Origin of the sequence: Aliibacillus thermotolerans (genome assembly GCF_027853235.1) — a bacterium.
GTDB classification, from domain to species: domain Bacteria; phylum Bacillota; class Bacilli; order Bacillales; family Marinococcaceae; genus Aliibacillus; species Aliibacillus thermotolerans.
In genome coordinates this window covers 20,714-43,157 of the sequence record NZ_WKJG01000094.1, presented here as the reverse complement: position 1 = coordinate 43,157, position 22,444 = coordinate 20,714, and the positions used below count along the sequence as shown (strand labels likewise).

Here is a 22,444-nt window from a genome sequence, read left to right as displayed (position 1 = left end):
TTAACTTTTTACAAACGATAAGAAATATTTAAACAAAGAAACTAACGAGATACACGATTGAAACAACGCTAGGCATCCATCCAACGTAGCCGCATGTCTTAAACGGCACTCCGTAACGCTTTCACGGAACAACCCATATTCTCATTCAAGAAATGAATTTATGTACATTTTTCAACTTGTAAATAAAAAAATGGAACGCTCTATGAAAGAAGATAAGCCTTCCTTCATAGAGCGTTCTTTTTGGAATGTCTTAGTGTTGAGCAAGTTCAGCGTATCGCCCATTATTCCTTTAAGTCTTCGATGGAGTCGATGTCCATATACTCCGGAACGACGAGTCCGATTTTAGCACCTTCTAAGCTTGGACCAAGTTGTTCCATTTGGTCTTTATATTCATTGTAGTATTGCTCGTGTGTAAGTGGGAGCCAGCCTGCAAGCAGTGCATCCGCTTCTCCTTCTGCAACTGCGCCGTACATAATTGGTGCTTCCATGGAGTTGGCTTGTACGTTGTAACCTAAATCTTCAAGGACTGTTTTGACGACGTTGGTAGAAGCAATTGTAGAATCCCATGCTACCATGGCAATCGTAATGTCACCACCGTCTACTTCTTCTACCCCTTCTGTCCATTCATTCACAAGGTCTTGGTTTTCATCTACCCAATTACGTGCTGCTTCTTCCGGGGAAGCTCCTTCACTAATTTCTAGCATGACTGTTTCCATATCAGAGCTTTCCCAGTGAAAGTTTTTTAGTACTTGATATGCTTCAGGTGCGTCTTCCTCTAAGCCGAGACGAACAAATGTATAGATGTCTTCTTCTCCTCCGAAGGTACCTTTCGGATCATCAAGATATTTTAAATCATGCACGACGAATTTCCAATGTGGGTTCCAACCGGTAACGATAATTGGCTCTTCATTTTCGATTGCGCTTTCTAATGCACTAGTCATTGCTGCGTCTGAACTTGTTTGTACTTCCCAACCTTCCAGTTCATAGTCTTCCAGTGTTTGGTTGGCTGCTTCCATGATGCCAGCGCCTGGATCGATTCCTGTAATTGTATAGTCAACAGCTTCGCCAACACTACCTGCTGTATCTTCTCCAGCTTCTTCCGTTTGGGAAGTATCTTGTTGTGAATCGTCTGTACCTTCTTCATCTGCACCTCCGCCACCACATGCTGCTAGTACGAGTGACATTGACAAGCCTGTAGCAAGTCCAATTCTCTTCCACGTTGTTTTTAACATGTCTTGACCTCTCCTTCTTTGTTTTTTCAATCTATGTGATCTCCCATACAAGACGTACAAGAGGAATCACCTTTATGATCTCTCTTTCTTACTCACACTTTGCGTGATGCGGTCTAAAATAATTGCCAAGATGACAATCGCAAGTCCTGCTTCGAAACCGCCTCCTGCGTCATTTCGTCCCACCGCATAGTATACAGCTGTACCAAGACCACTTGCTCCAATCATGGAAGCAATAACAACCATTGATAAAGCAAGCATAATCGTCTGGTTCACCCCGGCCATAATCGTCGCTTTCGCGGTCGGGAGTTGCACTTTAAATAACTTCTGTGTCCCAGTGGAACCAAATGATTCCGCTGCTTCAATCATTTCCGTAGGTACTTGTCTTATTCCTAAGTTCGTAAATCGAATGGTCGGTGGCATAGCAAATATGACAGATGCAATCACACCGGGTTCTTCTCCAATGCCAAAAAATGCCACAGCTGGAATTAAATAAACGAAAGCAGGCATCGTCTGCATAAAGTCTAAAATCGGTTTCACAATACTTTCGACAATCGTGCTTTTCGCCATCCAAATACCTAAAGGAATTCCGATAATGATGGAAATAATCGATGCCGATAGTACAATGGATAACGTGATAATCATATCATTCCAATAACCTAAATTATCTATCAGTAAAAGTCCAAGTAAAACGAAAACAGCAAGACCGATTTTTCGACCGCCAAACCAAAAAGCGATGGCTACAATCACGAGAATAAGTGCCCAAGCTGGGAAAGCTCCTAAGATAGTTTCGATCCCGTCAATAAAAAATTTAATGAAGCTCGTTAACCCATCAAAGAAAAATTCGGCATTTTTTAACCAATCAACAAATGCATCAATCCATTCTGCTAACGGGATTCTAGGAAGAAGTTCCATTTAACTTCACCTCGCTTCCCGATAGCGCTGCGACCACTGTCCCTCGGACAACAATCCCTTTTAATTTTTCATCTTCCACGACTGCGACGGGCACATTCGTTCTTTCCGTCAATAAATCCATCATATCACGTAATACAGTTTCTTTCGTGACGGTTGGTACTTCTGTTTCCATTGCTTCTTTTAAATCATCTTTCCCTTCTTTTATTAATTGAGAGACATCTTCAGCGTGAACGATTCCGAGTAACTTTCGATGACGATCAGTAACGTAAATGCTCGATATTTTTGCTTCTTTCATCCGTTGCAGGGCAACGCGTGGACCTTCTTTGTCCGCATTCACCGTTTCCGCTCGAATCATCACTTGTTCGACGGTAAACACTTTGGAACGATCGACATCTTCTACGAAACGTTCAACGTATTCATTTTCAGGACTCATCAATATTTCTTCGGGTGTCCCTATTTGTACGATACTTCCATCTTTCATAATGAGAATGCGATCTCCAAGTCGCAATGCTTCATCCAAATCGTGCGTAATAAATACGATTGTCTTTTGCATTTTATTTTGAATGTCAATTAGTTCATCTTGCATATCTTTCCGGATTAAGGGATCGAGCGCAGAAAACGCTTCGTCCATTAATAAAATGTCCGGGTCATTGGCAAGGGCTCGTGCCAGACCAACTCGTTGTTGCATTCCCCCGGATAACTCGTTAGGGTACATTTGTTCATATCCTTTTAACCCAACAAGTTCCAATGCTTTTCTTGCTTTTTGTTCGCGTTCTTCTTTTTTCATTCCTTGTACTTCCAATCCGTATTCCACGTTATTTAATATCGTACGGAAAGGAAACAAACCAAAATTTTGAAAAACCATGCTTACTTTTTTTCGTCTCGTCTGACGTAACTGTTCGTTATTCATTGTAGCTAAATCTTCTCCGTCCACCCACACACTTCCTGATGTTGGATCAATTAATCGATTCAATAGGCGAACGAGGGTCGATTTTCCACTTCCCGACAGACCCATTATCACGAATATTTCTCCCTCTTCTACTTCAAAAGAGGCTTGATTTACGCCGACCGTATGGCCCGTTTCTTTCAAAATCTCTTCTTTCGTTTTATTTTGTTGTAAAAGTTCTAACGCTTTTTTTGGTTTTTTACCAAAAATTTTGGTTAGGCCTTCTACTTTTATTTTGGCCACCATAAACACCTCTGTCCGTTCTTTTTGTTTACTTCACCAACTATACGGGATGTCAGTAGAAGTCGCAAACGTCATTTACACGCTATAATATTTGTTTTGATTGTACAGTTTTTACTGTACAAACTTTAAATGAGTCATTCTTTTAATCCCGTCATCATTCGACATTTTTCTTGCTTCATTGCTAGTAGGAAAATACTTTCCATTTTGCTATATTTTCATTACGACTATTTTTCTCTATTATCGATGAGAAATCTTATCATGAACCCGAGTGCATGAGAGGAGAACCGAAGATGGATGTGTCAAACGAACGAGAAAAACTGCAACAAATACGTCATCGTTTTATTTCTGTGTTAGCCCAAAATATAGGGTTATATGGCATTTCCGAAACAAATGGTCGGCTTTACGGAACCATTTTGTTTTCTAATAAACCAATGACGCTAGATGACATGAGCAAAGCGCTTGGAATGAGCAAAACGAGCATGAGTACCGGTGTTCGTGTATTATCCGAAGCGGATATGGTCACGCGTGTATGGGAGAAAGGAAATAGAAAAGATTTATACGAAACAGAGGATGACTGGTACAAATCTTTTATTTCGGTATTTATTAATCGTTGGCGGGAAGGGACAGACAAAAACAAACATGCAGCCACTCGGGCCAAAGAAGCACTAGAAATGCTACTGGATGAAACGAACGATGAGGATTTAATAGAAGAAATAAAACAAGACATAGACAAATTAGAAGGAGCGCTCCATTATTATGAATGGCTCGATGAAGTCATTCACTTATTTGAAAGTGGAGATATTTTTAAATTAATCCCCAAAAAATAAAGAGGTTGTAGCCAAAAAGTATGGTTCCAAGCACTAAAATTTGCTTGGAACCGTTTTTGTAGTGTGTTTTCCCATCTTCTATGATTGGATTATTGTCTGACGGTATATTTCCTTAAGTTTACCGCCGGAAGTGCATTTCTCTGTGTCTCTAACTCAAGAATCAGTATGATGTACGCGGATCGTCAACGGATGGCCGAATGCACCGCAAGCACCCTACTGCAACTCTCCCGTCATGAGACCATTCAGTAGGAATTTTGTGTAATATTTCGTCGTATGAATCTTTTATACGACCATTCATTGCATCGTTCTCGTAATAAAAGGTTGTATGAAACGTGTTGTGACCTGTTTTTATCCTCATTACTTCCAATAACTACCATGCAACCATTCGACCGGTGTTTGACAAAATGAAGCATCGTATGAAACGTTCATGGAACGATTCATATTCTTTTTTAACGCGTCATTCGTCGCATGAAGCAAAAAAATGTTCCGAATCACTTATTCATTTCCAGTTTTCATCCTCTTACAACCACTCCTGTTCAGATTGCACGAAAAAAGTGTCGCATCACCAGTTCATACGACACTTTTTTATCATTTTCATTTTTAAATGTTCTTTGTCCACAAAAAGAGAGACTCACCAAGTTTTTGGCGATGGCTGAAGTTGCCCATCCCCTTTATTTCACCTTCACCCCTTTATCGGTTATTTTTTTTCTTGCCTCCTCATAGCACCGTTCTAAATCTTGAATGATTTCTCGTACGGTTTGCACGCGATCTATCGCTCCGACTCCGTGTCCGGCAGACCAAATATCTTTCCACGCTTTTACGTCTAATGACTGACGAAGTGTCTCTTTGCTAACTTTTTTCTTTTGTATATCTTGAATGTCAATGCCTGCTCGTTCTATACTCGGGATTAAATAATTTGCATGGATACCACTAAATACATCGGTGTACATAATATCTTCCATCGTCGACGACACTAACATCTTTTGGTATTCTGTTGGTGCGGAACTCTCTTTCGCGGCAATAAACTTTGTTCCTATATAAACAAAGTCCGCTCCCAATACTTCTGACGCAAGGATATCGTCTCCTTCTGAAATGCTCCCCGCTAAAATCGTAATGCCATCGTAAAACGCTTTCACTTCTTTTATAAAAGCCATCGGATGGAACGTTCCCGCATGTCCCCCGGCCCCATTACAAACTAAAATAAGTCCATCGACGCCTTTTTCAATCGCTTTTTTAGCAAAGAAAGTATTTATGACATCTGCAAATACGATGCCATCATAACTGTGGACGATATCGACGATTGGTTTGGGATCTCCTAATGAGCAAATAACAATCGGCGGCTCATGTTTCTTTATTAACGCTAAATCTTCCTCGTACCGCTTGTTATGTGAACGATGACAAACAAAGTTCACCGCCCACGGAGCGATCTTCTTATCAGGAGAAGTTTGTTTTGCTTCCGCTAATTCTTTTTTAATCGTGGTCATCCATTCATCCAAAATAGATGCATCCCTTGCATTTAAACTAGGAAAAGAACCGATAATTCCATTCTTGCATCCTTCCACGACAGTTTGAGGATTAGAAACGAGAAACATCGGTGCCATAATGACAGGCAACCTCATCGTTTCCTGTAATTGGGCGCGAATATCTTTTTTCATGTTTTGATCCTCCTCCTTTTTCAATATATTCTTTAAAAATAAAAAATTCTTCTCTAAAGAAATGAATGAACGTTCATTCCTTCAGAGAAGAGTATACACGTTTTTCTCGTAAAAGTCATTATTCCAATTGAAAAAAGAGGGAGTGGGATGGTGTAAGGTTTATATTTCTAGAAGAGAGCTATCCCGCAATACGACGGATCTTTCTTCCATCAAGCGAAAACGCTTTAAAATCATTTGTTTGTCTTTTTCCATTTGAAAGAGTAATTGATTCACTGTTGGAAAAGCAATTTCTTCTCGAATGCAAAAACAAACATCCACTTCTCTGTTACTACTATCTGTTGAATCTCTTCTTTTGTTGCGACTTCTCCCGCTTCGTTTAACATTTCACTCATATAAGCAAAGGGAATGGGCGAACACATCTTAGCAACATCCACTGCTGCTTCCGTAATGCCGATTCGCTCTAACAAACCTTTTTCTTTACTTACCAACGGAAAAATATGTCCTGGTTTTTGAAATTCATCCGGTTGAACATCTGGTTTTGTCAGCTCTTTAATCGTTTGCATACGTTCAAAAACAGAAATACCGGTTGTAGTAGAAATATGATCGATGGATACAGTTGCTTCAAAATGATTGGTTCCTTCTACCATTAAAGGTAACTCTAATTTCCGTGCTTTTTCCTCCGGCATACATACATACGTTAATCCTTTCGCAATTTTCGTCATTTGATTAATATTTGGAGCGCTTACATTTTCAGCAACTCCCATTAAATAACCGGCATTATGCAACATATCATCAAACAAAATAATTAAGTTCCCTTTTTGTAACTCCATCGTTGCTTGTTTAATAGAATCCTCAACCATCAATACTCCCTCCTTTTATTTTCTAGGTTGGAAGTGACTATTTGCTTTCGTACGTGAAAAATCCTTTTCCTGTTTTTCTTCCGAGATAGCCTGCTCGCACATATTTTTTCAGCAAAGGAGCTGGACGATACTTCGAGTCATTCGTTTCCTGATAGAGCGTTTCCATCACAAAAAGTAAAGTGTCCAACCCGATTAAATCAGACAGTGCGAGGGGACCAATTGGATGATTTGCTCCTAATTTCATCCCTTTATCAATGTCTTCTGCACTGGCAATTCCTTCTCCTAACACAAAAATTGCTTCGTTTAACATTGGAACTAAGATGCGATTCACCGCAAACAACGGCGCATCTTCTACCGAAATCGCTTCTTTATTGAACTCTTCTACGAGAGCGTGGGCTTTTTGAAACGTCTCGTCCGATGTTTGTTCTCCGCGAATCACTTCTACTAATTTCATGACCGGAACGGGGTTAAAAAAGTGCATCCCGATAAACTGACTGCTGCGTTTCACACTGGCTGCCATTTCGGTAATGCTGATTCCGGACGTGTTCGAAGCAAAAATTGTCTCGTCTTTACAAATTTGATCTAATTGACCGAACAATTCTTTTTTCGGTTCAATTTTTTCAATGATGGCTTCAATAACGATATCGACGTCTTTTAAATCTTTCATTTGTAAGGTTGGTTGGATGCGCGCTCTTATATCTTTGGCTGTCTGTTCATCGATTTTTTCTTTTTCGACATTTTTCTTCAGATTCTTTTCAATGCGTTCTATGCCTTTGTTTAATCCTTCTTCATTGACATCATAAAGGATCACTTCATAACCGGTTTCTGCTGCAACTTGGGCAATGCCGTTTCCCATCGTACCTGCCCCTACAACTGCAATCGTTTTCATAAGTGTTTCTAGCTCCTTTCTTGCTTAATTTCCTTGAAATTGAGGCGTGCGTTTTTCTAAAAAGGCAGCAACACCTTCTTTATGGTCCTCTGTTTGAAGAAGTAACGATTGTGTGATCATCTCTTGAATGAGTGCTGCATCCATGGACATGTCTTTCACTTCATTTAATATTTTTTTCTCATACATCCGGGTAAGTGGAGAGCCTTTTAAAATAAATTGTGAAAACTCTGTCGCTTCTTGAACGACGTCGCCATCACTTAAACGATTCACGAGACCTTTCTCATACAGTTCTTCAGCAGAAATGGCTCGTCCAGAAGCAATCCATTCTTTTGCTAACGGAAGAGCACTCGTTCTGTCAGCAATTTCGTTAACCCTAAATCAGGAATCAATCCGACATTGGTAAAGCTACTAATAAAAGAACTGTTGCGGTCCGCCACGACAAAATCAGAAGCAAGCGCAAGACTAAAGCCCGCTCCAGCTGCAAAACCATGGACTGCAGCAATCACATATTTATTTAACTCTTGAATTGTTTTTGTTAGACGAAATGCATTTTTCATCCATAGAGAGATCTCACTCGCTTTGTTTAAGGACCTCATTTCCATTATATCACCGCCGGCGCAAAACGCACTTCCCGCTCCAGACAAGATAATCACTCTTACCTCCGGAGATTCGTCTAACTTACGACAAGCTGCAATCGCTTGTTCCACTAATTTCTTCGTTAACGCATTTCGTTTATCCGGTCTTGCCAACTCAAGGTAACCAATCCCCTTACATATTTTTGTTTGAACAACTTGTCCCATCCCGTTCCCTCCTGGAGGAAAATCATTTCTTTTTAGTTAAATTTATACTTTGTGTTTAAATTTAATTATAAACTTTTTTCTGAATTTTCAAGCCTGTTTTAAAAATAATTTTTATTTTCTCAAAATAATTGCAAAATAAAATTCCAATGGCATTGTCTTATCTTTCACAATGACACCATTGGAAATGCCTTTTCATTTGTTTTGGTTCCATGACATTTCCTTTTAAGTAATTTTCGATATATTTCGAGTGAAGAATTGACATGTTCAATACTTCACGATAAAATTTTCTTATATTGAACTTATCAATTCACAATAAGAAACAGGATACAATCATTGGTAATCAATCACCATCATTCCATTCTTAGCAAAGCAGTGTTCAGCAATATGATCGTTCGCGCTGGACACTGTATCTTTTCATCTTAATTTAGACGAGAAGCCCCCCACCTCAAGGTACGTGAAGGGCGTATCCCAGTGAGTAGGTGGGGGATGAATCGCCTTCGGACAAGGGATGGCTAATTGCTATCTCGATAAGCCGAAATTACAACGTAAATTTATAAAATGCTACAAACACACTTCGATAACGACAAATTAGAATTTGCAGATAACAGAATTTCAAAGTACTCTATGCAATTAGGCAAATGTGCAGTAACAGGGAAATTCCTCCTTGCTAATGAAGTTCACTGTCATCACAAGACACCTCGTCACATGGGTGGAACGGATAAATTCAGTAATCTCGTAGTAGTTTCACGAAAATGTCCATAGGTTAATCCATGCAACAGAAGAAAAGACGATTGAACAATATAGAAAAATCCTCCAATTGGATGAGAAACAATTGGAGAAAATAAATCAATTTCGTAAAGTTTGTAATTTAGTTGCTTTAGTATAAAAGAATAAGATGGAACGCCTAATGCGGTGAAAGTCGCACGTTGAGTGTGGAGCAGGGGAAAAGATGGCGATTACATCAAAGTCTTACCTATTGCTATCAAGAACGGGACGAAGTGCATCAAGCAGTTCTTGATGATGTTTTTCCGCATCCTCTGTCCAGAGTCCTTGATCTTTGAAAAATTGGATAGCTCCCGGATGATAAGGAACCGGTGGTTTTTCTTGGAACATCGTGTCTGGACTCCAATCCTCTAGCCATGCATGCACAGAGTGAAGTTCTTCATAATTTTCCCAGATTGCTTCAAGCGTTTTGTAGACTGTTTCTTCGTTCAATTTAGTCGTCGTAGCCAACATAATAGGGTACTCATAGCCTGTTGCTGTTTTCCCTTCTAAAATTCCCATATCTTCATGGACAGCAGGTCTCGCTCCCGGAATGCCTTCCCCTATTTTTTGCGCAACATCTTCAGGAAAGTCCTCGATATTTTCTGGTTCCACATCCGCCAGATTTAACACCCTTAAGCCCCCTACTGCCGAATGAACTTCCATGGTTACGGCTGAAATAGGACCTAATCCGAGTGCTGCATCTACTCTTCCATCTCGTAGCGCTTCAAGTCCATCAATTGCTGCTGTGACAGGCACTGGCTCGACATCGTCCCAAGTTAACCCAACAGAATTTAAATGATATTCAGACAACAAATGATTGAGATGATTTCCTGCGTATCCGGTTGCCACTTTCTTCCCTTTCAAGTCAGCAGTTGTCATAATGTCTGAATCTTCTTTTACCACCATGCCAACTGTGGGAGGATAATTGCCGACGATGAATGCACGTACGTTACTATGAGGTTCCGGATGCCCATATTCTCCTTGGATCCCCCAAAATAAATCAAGACTCGAAATCACTCCCATATCTATTTCTCCACTATTTAATAAAGGCATCCAAGCATTCGGACCTTCATATGGCTGTACGGTTACTTGCAGCGATGAATGTTCGTTTACTACATTTGCTACTGCAGATCCGGTAGTATGATAAGAAGAACCACTGGGGTGTGTTCCAATGATTAGATTATCTTTCATTTCTGAAGTACTTCCTTCTGCTTCTGTCGTTGAACTAGATTGACCACATGCCACCAATACGAGAGCAATAAAGACCATCGTTACGATAAGTACGTAATTTCTTTTATCATACAACTCCTTTTTCCATTATTTATTTTTATTTTAATTTTTAAAAATATTTATTTTTTCAGAAGTCACGGTTGGTCAGATATTTATTGAACTAAGATGAATACGCTTTCAATTTATCCATGATCTGTTCATTGTTCCTATCACTTTCTTTTATCATACAGACACTATTATTATTTAAAAGAGCAAACTTTATGGTTTCTCTTTTCTTTTTTCATATATTTTATGGAAGGGACTTCTATCATTAGAAGGAGAGCCATTCAAAGCAACATCTCCATCCCTTCAGAGCCAAAAAAAGAGTTGCCCGAATGATTTGAGACAACTCTTTACGATTTCTTCAATTATATATTTACATTTTCAACGACAAGAGCAGCTCCCGGGCCACCTCCGGCACAAAGAGACGCACAACCGTACTTTTCTTTCGATTTCTGTAACTCGTGAATCAGTGTAACGAGAATTCGCGCACCGGTTGCCCCAACAGGATGCCCAAGGGAAATGCCGGAGCCGTATCGGTTCACTTTATCGAGATCAATATTTAATTCTTGATTGACAGCGAGAAACTGTGCCGCAAAGGCTTCATTAATTTCCCAATAATCGATCTCTTCTTTTGTGAGATTGCTTGCGGCAAGGGCTTTTTTCACCGCTGGTACGACTCCGATTCCCATTACTTTCGGATCTACCGCAGCAGAGGATGACCCAACAATACGGGCAAGGGGCTCTAATCCCAACGCTTCTGCTTTTTCTTCCGCCATTAAAATGAGAGCAGCTGCTCCATCGTTTAAAGTGGAAGCGTTCCCGGCTGTCACCGTTCCCCCTTCTTTAAACACAGGTCGAAGTCCCTTTAATGAATCCGCTGTCGTGTTTGGATTTGGTCCTTCATCCTCTTCAATGACGACCGTTTCACGGCGTTGTTTTACTTCTACCGGTACAATTTCTTCTTTAAATATGCCTTTTTCCATCGCAGCAACGGCTCTCTTTTGGCTACTAAGCGCTAACTCATCTTGTGCTTCCCGAGAAATTTCATATTTTTCAACGAGGTTCTCGGCGGTAACCCCCATATGATAACCATGAAAAGCATCGAGCAAAGCGTCATGAAGCAATCCATCTACAACTTTTGCATCTCCCATGCGATACCCTTGTCTTGCTTTAGGCAGTAAGTATGGAACATTCGTCATACTTTCCATTCCAACGACTGCTCCGGCATCAATTTTTCCTAGCATAATTTCTCCTGCCAACATATCTGTCGCACGCAGAGAAGATGGACATTGTTGGTTGATCGTCACAGCGACTGTTTCCACCGGGCAACCGGCATGAATGGCTACTTGACGAGCAGTGTTTCCTTTACATCCTGCTTGATATACATGTCCACCGATCACTTCTTCGATATGTTGTGGATCAAGGTTGATTGCTTCCAGTGCACCTTTTAAAGCAATCGTTCCAAGTTCCACTGCCGTTTTATCTTTGAATACCCCATTGAAACGACCAATCGGTGTTCGCTTCCCACTCACAATGACTACATTTCTCATACTTTTCCCACTTCCTTTTATCCATTTAATATTTTAATATCAATATAATACTAGTGTATCAATATTTAGAAAATTGGTAAATAACGTAACTTCCATACAACCTAGCTAGAAGCTTTGAATTATCATTTGAGAGAGATATACTAAAGAAAAAGTGGTAGGATGGAGGAACCTATGATGACGGAAAAAATGATTGACTTACAACAAGTAACGTGGCAAAAGGAAGGGAAACGCATTATTAAAAACGTCACTTGGGAAGTACATAAAGGAGAACATTGGGTGCTTCTCGGGTTAAATGGTTCGGGAAAGACGTCTCTTTTAAAGATCATCACGGGCTATATTTGGCCAATGCACGGCACCGTTTCCGTTTTTGGACGCCGTTTTGGACAAACAAACCTTCAAAACGTTCGCAAAAAAATCGGCTTGATGAGTCCTCACATTGAAGAACAGTTTCTTCACCGCTCTAACGATACGGTGTTAGACATTGTCTTAAGCGGAAAACACGCTTCTATCGGTATTTATGAAACGATACACGATGAAGATATCGAACGAGCAGAACAATTACTCCATCAACTGCACATAGGAACCTTGAAAGAAAGAGAATTTTGTACCCTTTCCCAAGGAGAAAAACGAAAAGTAATGCTTGCGCGAGCACTTATGCCAAAACCGGCGTTGCTTATTTTAGACGAACCTTGCACCGGACTCGATTTACTTGCAAAAGAAGAGTTACTCGATAGCATTGAACAGATGGCAAAAGAAGAGGATGGTCCGACATTACTTTACGTCACCCACCACATTGAAGAAATCGTGCCTTCTATTACTCACGCTATGCTCATTGCATCCGGGGAAACAGCTGCTCAAGGGAGAAAAAAGGAAGTGCTTACTGAAAGCACGTTGGAAAAGACGTTTCATTTACCCATTTCCCTCGAGTGGGAAAATGAACGTCCTTGGATTCGAGTGAAACCTCAAGTTCCCCACTCATAACAATGCAAAAAACCGAAGAGTCTCTCATGATAAAAAGACACTCTTCGGTTTTTTATCCATTTTTCTTTCCCGTTTGAATGAGTAATAAACAAACAGTAATGATGACAAAAGCAATCAGTGCTAAAAATGGGATTGTGATAAATCCTAACCAATTAATATATTCTCCGTCACAAGGCACTCCAGACTGACACGGCGCCATTCCACCAAAGCTTTCTATTTTTTGCTCAGCGTAATGAAGGGAAGAAAGCCCCATACCAATCACCGAAAAAGGAAGGGCATATCGTTTCATCTCTATATCGGAACGAAAGGTGGCCATGCCAAGAAGTATCACGAGCGGGTACATGGCAATTCGTTGGTACCAACACATGTCACACGGAATAAACTGGCGTACTTCACTAAAATATAAACTGCCTAAAGTGGCAACAAGCGCAGTGAGCCATGAAATATAAAGAAGCAAACTATTTTTTGACATCCTTGTCACTCCGCTAGCTGATCGTCAATAAGCGCTTGGATTTCGTCATAGTCAAATGGATCTTCCACCAGCGTTTCGTTAATGACAATTGTCGGTGTCGCATTGACTTCATATTGTTGTACGACCGCTAATTCTTGTTCAAGAGAAGAAAGATAGGTTCCTTCTTCTAATGCTTGCATAAACGTTTCTTCCTCTACGGAAGGTGCATGCTCCGCGAGAAGGTCTAACAATAACTCCATCGTTACCTCTTCAGAAGGAGCTACTTCAAACAGTCGTTGATGAAACTCCCAAAACTCTTCCGGCGCTTCTTCATACACTGTTCTACTTGCAAGAGACGCAAGAAACGACTCTTGTCCAAAGCCAAGATAGTTGTAAAAGGAAAAGGACACATCTCCACTTTCTATGTAATCTGCCTCCAATTGAGGAAAAATCTCTGTTGCCCACGTTCCACAACCCGGACATTTATAGTCGCCAAACTCGACAACGGAAACGGATGCTTCTTCATTACCAAGTACCGGTTGGTTTTCCAATGGCGGGGCACTATCAAACGTCTTGTTTCCTGATTGATTCATCAATAAATAAAGCAACACCATCACAAGGACCAAAGCGATGGTGACGATCATAACCACTTTGATCGGAGAATCTTTTTTATAGCCTTTTGGCTTCGCTGCCATACATTCACCTCTTTACTAGGCAGAAAGGGGAAACCCCCTTTCTGTTACTTTTTCTTTAATATATCATGGTCGACATAGCGCTCTCCGTTCATTTCAGATAAGACATTAATCGCAACTTTTGCACCGTCTCCCGCTGTGATAATGGTGTGGACGCTCACTCCTGCAACAGTTCCTGCCGCCCAAACGCCATCGATATTTGTTCTTCCATCTTCATCAGTTTCAATGATTTCTTTAATACGAGGTTCTGTGCCGGGTTTTGTGTTTAACTGAGAAGCCTTTGCAAGTTTTGTCGTGTTCCCCACTGTCACGATAACGTGTTCTGCTTCCACATCCCCTTCATTCGTCTTCACTTGAATGCGACCATTTTCCAGTTTTTCGATGACTTCTGCTTCCCGTTTCACAAATTCTGCCCCGAAAGATTCTGCTTGTTCTTTTCCAATACGGAGAAGCTCGGGGCCTTCTACGTCCGGTGTGCCGTAATGATTTTTAACGAGCGCTGCTTTCGTCATGCTCGTTTCATTATCAAGAACGAGGGTTTTCTTGCCTGCTTTTGCAGTAAAAAGAGCCGCTGAAGCACCTGCAGGACCACCGCCAATAATGATCACATCATACATTCCCTATCATCTCCTCTACTTAATATCAATACACTCTATTAGTTTATCCTTTTCTGTACAATGTGGTCAATGAAAGTGAAACTGAAATATCGCTGGAATAGGCCTATTCGTGATACATCTTCATGATAATCTTGCATGATTCATGCAAAAGTTTTGGTCCATTGATGTTTCTCCGAATCGAGCCTTTTATCCTTTCATTCGCACTATCATACGTTCCTAATCTACGTCAAATTACTTCATTCTAAATTTGTTGTATTGAACGATTTCCTACAAAAGTAAAATTCCCACAGCATCGATATTGGAAGAAGATGACACTGTGGGAAGTTTTTTAGAATACTCACGTTCATGGTGGGCTACTTTTTTATTCAATCATCATATCTCCAATTTGAATTGGTTGTTGCTCTATTGTCGGTGGATTTTCAGCACGATGCGGGTCGATATAAGACTCCCGTACTTCGTGGCGCATCCAACCCATTAACCCGATGACGAGCACTAACGTTGTAAGGGAGCTAAGAAGCCACTTTTTCGCTTCTGTTTTCATTAACATAAAGAGCATTCCAATTAATACGACAGATAACAACGTGGAAATACTGAGTAAACTCGTTAAAAAGACGTCATCTCCTAAATATAGGAGGCGTACTTCTCGGTCGAGACTAAATAGTACGAGCGGACCGATGACAAGTTGTAACGCTGTCGTCCAAAATGCTGCTTGCATTCCGAACGATTTCCCCGCTTCATACACTTTCACGTCTTCTTTCACATTTTCTGTTGTGGCGGCAACTTCATCTTTCCCGTCCACTGCATGTAGTTTCGTCCGTTGTGTTAATTTTCGCTTATTCCAAAAGTACATGACTAAGCCAGTAACCGCAAAGCTCGCTAAAATAAAGTGGAAGTACCGCTGCCAAATTTGTGGGTAATAAAAGAGTGAATGGAAAAATCCTTCCGCGCCCGCCCATTTATCTGGATAAAGCATCGATACGACCGCAACGATGAAAATGAGCGGAACGATGAGTAACATCATCGTACCTATTAACCCGATGGTCAAATGAAGCCCTTTGTTTTTCAAACGATTCCACGAAAACTTATACAAGTATAGTAGTAAAAATGCCACAATTAGTATCCAGAGTAAATTGAGCCACGCTTCACCGATAAAAATCGTTGCTGGGTAAATATATTGCGTGTATAGAACACTCACTAATAGTAACGGTGCCACCCCAAGGACGACGGCAATACTTTTAAAAATAGACGTCATCGTCGCTGATTGAGAAGCTAACTGATCGTACACGGGATTGTTTTTTACCATCCCTCGTATTTCATTCCATACCGCATAAAAAGCGCCTGCAATCGTTAAATTCGCAAACACGATGTGCATTAAAAAACTGACAACAAGAAGAATCATTAAAAGCGTCCAGTTCCCTGGGATTGCTAACTCTAAGTCTACCGGCACGGACTGAAAGATCACTGCTCGTCCCCTCCTTTCGCCACTTCCCCATTTGCTTGATCTACTTCTGAAGTAATATAGTGAGCCAATGCTTCTCTTTCTTCCTCAGTTCCTACAAACGGTGGCATAAATGGACGGGAAATATGCATCGTTTCAATGTAATCTGCCAAACTATCTTCTCCCCAACCTGCTACGCGATCTGCAAATGCTCGTCTACTTCGCCAACCATCGATTGAGTGACACGCTAAACATTGGGCTTCATATAAAATTCGTCCTGCTTCATATTTCGTTTCTTCGGTCACTTCATCCACAGTAGCAAATGTCCAGTTCTCTAAAAAACCTTCTTCACTGAACTCTTCTGCTTTGCTAGCAGGGATACCGTTTGCGTACAAATAATCATAGATGACGTATGGTTTGCGGACAGACTCCCGTACCATCTCAAATTCTCCCACAAACCCAATGGAAGCTGCCCAGACGATGAATACTAAAATGACCGGTACTTTCTTCGGCAATTTTATCGCCCAAAGTGCATAGATGATTAATACAGCAAGTCCTAATATATTTATTGTCGTAAAGACCAATGGTTCCATTCCGGTAGACCAAATGACTTGGTCGTAAGCTTGCTCAGGGATTTTAAATAAATACCATACTCCGAAAATGAGTAACGACGGAATCGTTACTACCATCCATTTGCCAAACACGCCAAATACTTCTTGTTGTAGTGCGTTGTCTTTGACGCGCATTTTGACAATAATCGAAATAAACGATACGGCAAGTAAAATTGCAATGAACGTTCTGAACAGGAGTGACGGTACGTACGTTGGATTAAAAAACGCGTTCCAAAAGGATAGTGTCTCTGTCCAAAGACCAGGAGTTAATTTTGCTGCCAAGACTCCAGTGATAATAGCAGCAGTCAGCCAAGAAAATCCTACGAGAGCATAACCAACGCGCAAGTGAATATTCTTTTTCGCACCTTTCCATTTATCCCACGTGTAATAATAAAGTAGTAAGAGAGATACTTCCGTAACGAAGACAATCCACTCGGCAAACCAAGCCCAGAAGAAAATCCGCAACAAAGAACCGATGGATGCTGGCGTGATGACCATCGTCGTAAACCAAATTCCGACCCCTGTTATCGCCCCCGCAGTCGTCGTCACAATTAACACCCATTTACTTAATGTCCGGGCGAATTGATCGAGACGTTTGTTATTTGTTTTATAGGCTCGATATTCGAGCGACACCATCATCGCCGTTCCCCCAATAGCGACCCCGTGACTAATAAGGACATGAATAAATGCAACGAGACCAATGACCATTCCATTTCCTAATAACGAAAATTCTATGACCGGATAGTCCATTCTCCACTCCTCCTTTTTCTTTATTACTTTTATCGTAGGAAGGGTTTGTGAAGAAAGTGAAAAGTTAGAGAGAAAAAAGCCATTTGTCAAGTTTCCTTCATGTTTTGCTCAAAAATTAGACAAAGATTCGCTTGCAAACGAATATGATATAATTTCATCGAAAGGAGTGAAGGAATATGAACGCAAATAATATTCAAGAAAAGTTAGGAAAAGGTATTTCTGTCGAAGCATTTATTGACAAAATGACCGAGGAAGAACGACAAAAGTTTGAAAAGTGGCACAATCAATTTGACTGGGAGATGCACAATCAAGAATTGTTGGCACCATTAAAAGAAGAAACGAATCTCCGTGCTTCCCTTTTACTTGGTACATGGTGTGGTGACGTTCACCGTAATCTCGGACCGATTTGGGAAGTTTTAAAAGAAGCGAATATTCCGACGGAAGTATTTATTATGGAAGAACATGAAGATTTGATGGACCTCTTTTTAACGATGGGAGGCCGCTCCGTTCCGAAAGTGATCATTACCAATGACGCCGGTGATGTCTTATTTGATTGGGGACCGCGTCCACTATTTATTCAACAACCAATGATTGAATTCAAACAAAAGAACCTTGCGCCAGACGATCCAGCAATTGACGCAGAGCGTAAAAAAGCGTATGAAGGCATTTTTTCGCGTTACGGCAAAACCGCTGATTATCAAAAGCTAGTTGTCTATGAGATAACCAACTTACTACTTTCCGCCGTTCAACAACAATAAAGGAGTTACAACATGACCTTTCCAAACAACTTTCGCATTCCAACGTTAGATGAAAATGTAAGAAAACAAGCACAAGAACATATAGAACAATTAACGAAGCCCCCTGGAAGTCTTGGGCGTTTGGAATCGATTGCTAGTGAGTTAGCGGCAATGACGGGAAAACTTTTCCCAGATGTCAGTCGTCCTGGTATTATCGTGTTTGCAGCAGACCACGGTATTGTAGCGGAAGGAGTTTCTGCCTTCCCACAAGAATTAACGACACAAATGGCAATGAACTTTTTAAATGAAGGCGCGGCAATCAACGTCTTTGCAAAACAAATCAATGCACAATTTCAACTAGTAGACGTCGGGATGAAAAACACAATAGACGCAGAAAATATTACGAACCGTGCCATCAAACGCGGAACGAACAACTTCTATGTGCAAGATGCGATGACAAAAGAAGAAGCAATGGAAGCCTTAGCAGTCGGGTATGAAGAAGCAACAAACATGATCAAAACCTCCAATGTCAACTGCCTCATTTTTGGGGAAATGGGAATTGGTAATACAACGGCAAGCAGCGCGATTGTCTCATTATATAGTGGTGCGAACCCTCTACAAGTGACAGGCATTGGCACTGGATTGTCAGAAGAGGAAGTACGCAAAAAAGCAAACATTATTCAAGAAGCGTTACGACGCCGACAACCGGACAAAAGTGATCCGATCGACGTCTTAAGTAAAGTAGGTGGCCTTGAACTAGCAGCCATTGCCGGGGCGATGCTTTCTGCCGCTCATAAACGCATTCCGATTCTCGTCGATGGTTTCATTAGTTCTGCCGCCGCAATTATCGCGAAAAACATTCAACCTAGATGTACAGACTATATGATCATTGGACATCTTTCAAAAGAACCGGGACACAGTGCTGCCGTTCAAGTGCTAGGGAAAAAACCGCTCATTGACTTAGAAATGCGACTAGGAGAAGGGACCGGTGCAGCGGTTTCCTATCCCATCTTGCAATTTGCGACAGCAATGATGAAAGAAATGGCCACATTTAAAGACTTAGCAAACTATCATTAACCAAAAAGACGGTGAGAAATCACTCTCACCGTCCTTTTCCTACTGAGCAAAGCTTGGAACATTTAAAAGATCAATATTCCATACAATCGGTAAATAAGTATACACGAATAATACAATCAGTATAACGGCAAAGATATTTAACCAAAAGCCAACCTTCACCATTTCAATCATTTTCAATTTCTCTGTACCAAATATAATGGCGTTAGGTGGTGTTCCTACTGGCAGCATAAATGCACAAGAAGCGGCTAATGCAGCAGGAACCATTAACGCATACGGATGTATTTGGAGTGCCAGCGCAAGTGAAGCGACAACAGGAAGAATCATTGTTCCTGTGGCTGTATTCGATGTGATTTCTGTTAAGAAAATAACAACAGTGGTTGCTGCTAAGACGATAATGATAAAATGCAGTTCCCCTAGCACGGTTAACTGTTCTCCAATCCATGTAGAAAGTCCTGTTTCACTAAAACCGGAAGCAATGGCAAGTCCCCCACCAAATAGTAATAAAATACCCCAAGGAATTTCTTTAGAATCATTCCATTCTAAAATTTTCGTTGCATCACTTTGTTTCGCTGGAATAAGAAATAACAATAATGTCGCAATCATAGCAATCATTCCATCACTAATTCCTGGGACACCAACGATATCTTGCCAAATAAAAGTTCTCGTAATCCACATAAACGCGGTAAAAACAAAAACAGTCATCACGGCTTTTTCTTCATAAGACATCATTCCAAGTAAAGACTTTTCCCGTTGAATCATCTCCCGACCACCAGGAATATGTTTAAACTGTATAGGAAAAGCAATGCGGGTTAAATATAACCAAACGGAAAGCAATAAAAAAAGCACGAGTGGCACTGCAAATAGCATCCAACCTGCAAAAGAAATTTCCACCCCAAATAATTCTTGCACCGTTCCCGCTAAAATAATATTCGGTGGCGTTCCAATAAGTGTTCCTAGTCCTCCGATACTCCCAGAGTAACCAATTCCAAACAAAAGCGCCTTTTCAAATTTCGGTAATTCCTCTTTTTGTTCTCCTTGTAACGTTTCTTGCACTTGAAAAGCAATAGCAAGTCCAATTGGAACCATCATCATGACGGCCGCTGTGTTGGAGACCCACATGGACAAAAAGCCTGTCGCAAACATAAACCCTAAGATAATCATACGTGTGCTCGTCCCGATCCATGAAATAATCGCCAGGGCCATCCGCTTATGAAGATCCCATTTTTCCATCGCCAAGGCAATAAAAAATCCACCTAAAAACAAGAAAATAATATCATTACCATAAGAGGAAACAACCGTATTGCCCTCTACTGCCCCGGTAATAGGAAGTAGTATAATAGGTAATAGACTGGTCGCTGGAATGGGAATTGCTTCCGTTATCCACCATGTGGCAATCCACAATGTGGAAGCAAGAACAGCTTTTCCTTCCGGAGATAACCCTTCCGGCTGAAAAAACAGTAACGTAAGTACAAAAAGCAATGGACCTAGAAACAATCCGATGAGCTGTGGACGCGTATAAGCTTTGCGGTTTTCCGAATCTTCCGGTACTGGATCTCCTGGTCCGCCAATACCACTTCCTACTGCGCTACTATTGTTAAATCTGCTTTTTCCATTGTCTCCTGTCTTTCCGAATGACATGAGCAAAAATTTTTTCGTTTCTCGATGCGACACCCAAAGCGAGTTCCATAGAGAAACTGTCCCTTTTAACATCATCATCTCCCCCTCCATACAAAATAGTTCCCAAATACTATAAACAAATATTTTTCGCTTGTAAAACCTCAGAATTATCTTATATTTCTTGTTATTTTTTTCTTTAGCAATTTTCCTAGAGATTGTTATAATAGTAAATACCGTTCATTTTTTAGACGTATATTGGAGAAAGGTTCTAGGTGAAATCAATGCCACAATCTTCTATTCCCGATTCAAAAGAAAAAATCACAAAATTATCCACGTATATTTTCATTGTTGGAATTATTTTTGTTGCTTTTAATTTAAGACCAGGGATTACATCGGTTGGACCCCTAATTCCGTTCATCCGAGAAGATACTGGATTAACCAACAGTTTGGCAGGGTTACTCACGACCCTTCCGCTCTTATCCTTTGCCTTATTTTCCTTACTTGCTCCAAAGCTTGGCTTGCGCTTTGGCAATCATGTAACAATTTTTGTTGCACTCTTTGTGTTGATCGTCGGTATCCTTACCCGTTCCACTGGAATCATTGCTCTTATTTTTATTGGAACCGCCCTTGTCGGAGTTGGAATTGCCATTTGTAACGTTCTTTTACCGGCTGTCATTAAAAATAGTTTTCCAAAAAAAGTAGGTATCATGACAAGTCTTTATACCGCATCAATGGGAGTTTTTGCTTCCCTTGGCTCCGGATTGAGCATTCCGCTCTCTGAAACATTTGGTCTTGGTTGGAAATGGGCGTTAGCTATTTGGGCAATACTCTCTTTCGCAGCGTTACTTATCTGGATGCCACAAATAAAAAAAGATGTTCGTCGTAAGAAAACAACTTCTATAAACCAACAAACGAAGTCTGAAAAACCATTATGGACATCTTCCATTGCATGGTATGTGACGTTATTTATGGGGCTGCAATCATTATCTTTTTATTGCCTCATCACTTGGATTCCGGATGTTCTTCATGATTTTGGAATGAACCTTTCCCTTGCCGGTTGGATGTTATTTTGGCTTCAGTTAATAGGCATTCCGTTTAATTTCATGACACCTTTAATCGCAGACAAATTACCGAATCAAAAACCGATTGTGATTACTATCTGCTTATTTTATTTTATTGGTTTTACCGGTCTTTTACTTCATCCGAACATCACAGTGATTGTCATTTGTACGCTTTTCTTAGGTATTTCTCAAGGAATCGCCATCAGCCTTTCCCTTACGTTGCTTAGCTTACGGGCTGCCACCGTCCAAGAAGCCGCCCGGTTGTCCGGAATGGCCCAATCGCTTGGTTACTTGCTTGCAGCGATCGGACCGATCTTTATGGGATACTTATATGACGTCTTTCAAACATGGTCAATATTTATTATTTTGCTCTTTATCAACTCTTTCATTATTCTATTCGTTGGACTGAAAGCAGCAGAAAAAAAATACGTGTTTGAATGAATGTCCCCATTCTACTGTTT

22 protein-coding genes and 1 pseudogene are annotated in these 22,444 nt (G+C 40.7%); 6 read left to right on the top strand and 17 right to left on the bottom strand.

Translation table 11 applies throughout. The features are described 5' to 3' along the window. Positions 1 to 281: 281 nt before the first annotated feature. From GJS40_RS13080 to GJS40_RS13070, 3 genes are all read right to left on the bottom strand, one after another. Positions 282 to 1,232, bottom strand: a complete 951-nt coding sequence (locus GJS40_RS13080; protein WP_270898296.1) for a glycine betaine ABC transporter substrate-binding protein — start codon at positions 1,230 to 1,232, stop codon at positions 282 to 284. A gap of 72 nt (positions 1,233 to 1,304) precedes the next feature. Beyond that, on the bottom strand, positions 1,305 to 2,144 hold the full coding sequence (locus GJS40_RS13075; RefSeq protein WP_270898295.1) for an ABC transporter permease: 840 nt from the start codon (positions 2,142 to 2,144) through the stop codon (positions 1,305 to 1,307). Next, entirely contained in the window at positions 2,128 to 3,333 is a 1,206-nt protein-coding gene (locus GJS40_RS13070) for a quaternary amine ABC transporter ATP-binding protein (RefSeq protein WP_270898294.1), read from the bottom strand. The genes GJS40_RS13075 and GJS40_RS13070 overlap by 17 nt, the downstream gene beginning before the upstream one ends. Positions 3,334 to 3,623: 290 nt before the next feature. Between GJS40_RS13070 and GJS40_RS13065 the strand changes: the two genes are divergently transcribed. Continuing rightward, entirely contained in the window at positions 3,624 to 4,160 is a 537-nt protein-coding gene (locus GJS40_RS13065; protein WP_270898293.1) for a GbsR/MarR family transcriptional regulator, read from the top strand. A 357-nt stretch (positions 4,161 to 4,517) separates the two neighbouring features. On the opposite strand, the gene GJS40_RS13060 is transcribed toward GJS40_RS13065, so the two are convergent. The 6 genes from GJS40_RS13060 to GJS40_RS13035 form a co-directional block, all read right to left on the bottom strand. After that, on the bottom strand, positions 4,518 to 4,655 hold the full coding sequence (locus tag GJS40_RS13060) for a hypothetical protein (RefSeq protein WP_270898292.1): 138 nt from the start codon (positions 4,653 to 4,655) through the stop codon (positions 4,518 to 4,520). A 176-nt stretch (positions 4,656 to 4,831) separates the two neighbouring features. Next, positions 4,832 to 5,815 (bottom strand): NAD(P)H-dependent flavin oxidoreductase, encoded by a 984-nt coding sequence (locus GJS40_RS13055; RefSeq protein ID WP_270898291.1) that lies wholly within the window; start codon positions 5,813 to 5,815, stop codon positions 4,832 to 4,834. 269 nt (positions 5,816 to 6,084) lie between these two features. After that, on the bottom strand, positions 6,085 to 6,675 hold the full coding sequence (locus GJS40_RS13050; RefSeq protein ID WP_270898290.1) for a 3,4-dihydroxy-2-butanone-4-phosphate synthase: 591 nt from the start codon (positions 6,673 to 6,675) through the stop codon (positions 6,085 to 6,087). Between the two features lie 37 nt (positions 6,676 to 6,712). Continuing rightward, on the bottom strand, positions 6,713 to 7,564 hold the full coding sequence (locus GJS40_RS13045) for a 3-hydroxybutyryl-CoA dehydrogenase (RefSeq protein WP_270898289.1): 852 nt from the start codon (positions 7,562 to 7,564) through the stop codon (positions 6,713 to 6,715). A 24-nt stretch (positions 7,565 to 7,588) separates the two neighbouring features. After that, entirely contained in the window at positions 7,589 to 7,852 is a 264-nt protein-coding gene (locus tag GJS40_RS13040) for an enoyl-CoA hydratase/isomerase family protein (RefSeq protein ID WP_270898354.1), read from the bottom strand. Positions 7,853 to 7,896: 44 nt separating this feature from the next. Further along, positions 7,897 to 8,364 carry an enoyl-CoA hydratase/isomerase family protein gene (locus GJS40_RS13035; protein ID WP_270898288.1) on the bottom strand — a complete coding sequence of 156 codons (468 nt, stop codon included), beginning with the start codon at positions 8,362 to 8,364 and terminating at the stop codon, positions 7,897 to 7,899. A 591-nt stretch (positions 8,365 to 8,955) separates the two neighbouring features. On the opposite strand from GJS40_RS13035, the pseudogene GJS40_RS13030 reads away from it, so the two are divergent. Beyond that, positions 8,956 to 9,250, top strand: a pseudogene (locus tag GJS40_RS13030) (HNH endonuclease signature motif containing protein); the annotation flags it as partial. Positions 9,251 to 9,333: 83 nt separating this feature from the next. Here the strand turns inward: GJS40_RS13030 and GJS40_RS13025 are convergent. Together GJS40_RS13025 and GJS40_RS13020 are read right to left on the bottom strand one after the other, a co-directional pair. Next, positions 9,334 to 10,434: a TAXI family TRAP transporter solute-binding subunit gene (locus tag GJS40_RS13025; protein ID WP_270898287.1), complete on the bottom strand. Its 1,101-nt coding sequence runs from the start codon at positions 10,432 to 10,434 to the stop codon at positions 9,334 to 9,336. Between the two features lie 332 nt (positions 10,435 to 10,766). Next, positions 10,767 to 11,951, bottom strand: coding sequence for a thiolase family protein (locus GJS40_RS13020; RefSeq protein WP_270898286.1), 1,185 nt, complete (start codon positions 11,949 to 11,951; stop codon positions 10,767 to 10,769). 174 nt (positions 11,952 to 12,125) lie between these two features. On the opposite strand from GJS40_RS13020, the gene GJS40_RS13015 reads away from it, so the two are divergent. Continuing rightward, positions 12,126 to 12,932 carry an ABC transporter ATP-binding protein gene (locus GJS40_RS13015; RefSeq protein ID WP_270898285.1) on the top strand — a complete coding sequence of 269 codons (807 nt, stop codon included), beginning with the start codon at positions 12,126 to 12,128 and terminating at the stop codon, positions 12,930 to 12,932. Positions 12,933 to 12,984: 52 nt separating this feature from the next. On the opposite strand, the gene GJS40_RS13010 is transcribed toward GJS40_RS13015, so the two are convergent. The 5 genes from GJS40_RS13010 to GJS40_RS12990 all read right to left on the bottom strand — a co-directional run bounded on the left by GJS40_RS13010 (position 12,985) and on the right by GJS40_RS12990 (position 17,491). Beyond that, positions 12,985 to 13,404, bottom strand: coding sequence for a disulfide oxidoreductase (locus GJS40_RS13010; protein WP_270898284.1), 420 nt, complete (start codon positions 13,402 to 13,404; stop codon positions 12,985 to 12,987). A gap of 5 nt (positions 13,405 to 13,409) precedes the next feature. Continuing rightward, a complete protein-coding gene (locus GJS40_RS13005) occupies positions 13,410 to 14,078 on the bottom strand; it encodes a DsbA family protein (RefSeq protein WP_270898283.1) in 669 nt (222 codons plus the stop codon). 44 nt (positions 14,079 to 14,122) lie between these two features. Continuing rightward, complete coding sequence (locus GJS40_RS13000; protein ID WP_270898282.1) at positions 14,123 to 14,692, bottom strand: FAD-dependent oxidoreductase; 570 nt, start codon at positions 14,690 to 14,692, stop codon at positions 14,123 to 14,125. A gap of 361 nt (positions 14,693 to 15,053) precedes the next feature. Next, positions 15,054 to 16,154 (bottom strand): cytochrome ubiquinol oxidase subunit I, encoded by a 1,101-nt coding sequence (locus GJS40_RS12995; RefSeq protein WP_270898281.1) that lies wholly within the window; start codon positions 16,152 to 16,154, stop codon positions 15,054 to 15,056. Further along, positions 16,151 to 17,491: a c-type cytochrome gene (locus GJS40_RS12990; protein WP_270898280.1), complete on the bottom strand. Its 1,341-nt coding sequence runs from the start codon at positions 17,489 to 17,491 to the stop codon at positions 16,151 to 16,153. Before GJS40_RS12990 ends, GJS40_RS12995 begins: the two co-directional genes overlap by 4 nt. A 176-nt stretch (positions 17,492 to 17,667) precedes the next feature. Between GJS40_RS12990 and GJS40_RS12985 the strand changes: the two genes are divergently transcribed. After that, complete coding sequence (locus GJS40_RS12985; RefSeq protein ID WP_270898279.1) at positions 17,668 to 18,249, top strand: thioredoxin family protein; 582 nt, start codon at positions 17,668 to 17,670, stop codon at positions 18,247 to 18,249. 12 nt (positions 18,250 to 18,261) lie between these two features. Further along, positions 18,262 to 19,305 (top strand): nicotinate-nucleotide--dimethylbenzimidazole phosphoribosyltransferase, encoded by a 1,044-nt coding sequence (cobT, locus tag GJS40_RS12980; RefSeq protein WP_270898278.1) that lies wholly within the window; start codon positions 18,262 to 18,264, stop codon positions 19,303 to 19,305. Positions 19,306 to 19,344: 39 nt separating this feature from the next. Here cobT and GJS40_RS12975 read toward each other — a convergent pair whose 3' ends face one another. Beyond that, on the bottom strand, positions 19,345 to 21,015 hold the full coding sequence (locus tag GJS40_RS12975) for an SLC13 family permease (protein WP_270898277.1): 1,671 nt from the start codon (positions 21,013 to 21,015) through the stop codon (positions 19,345 to 19,347). 188 nt (positions 21,016 to 21,203) lie between these two features. Between GJS40_RS12975 and GJS40_RS12970 the strand changes: the two genes are divergently transcribed. Continuing rightward, entirely contained in the window at positions 21,204 to 22,424 is a 1,221-nt protein-coding gene (locus GJS40_RS12970; RefSeq protein ID WP_270898353.1) for a CynX/NimT family MFS transporter, read from the top strand. Positions 22,425 to 22,444: the final 20 nt, after the last annotated feature.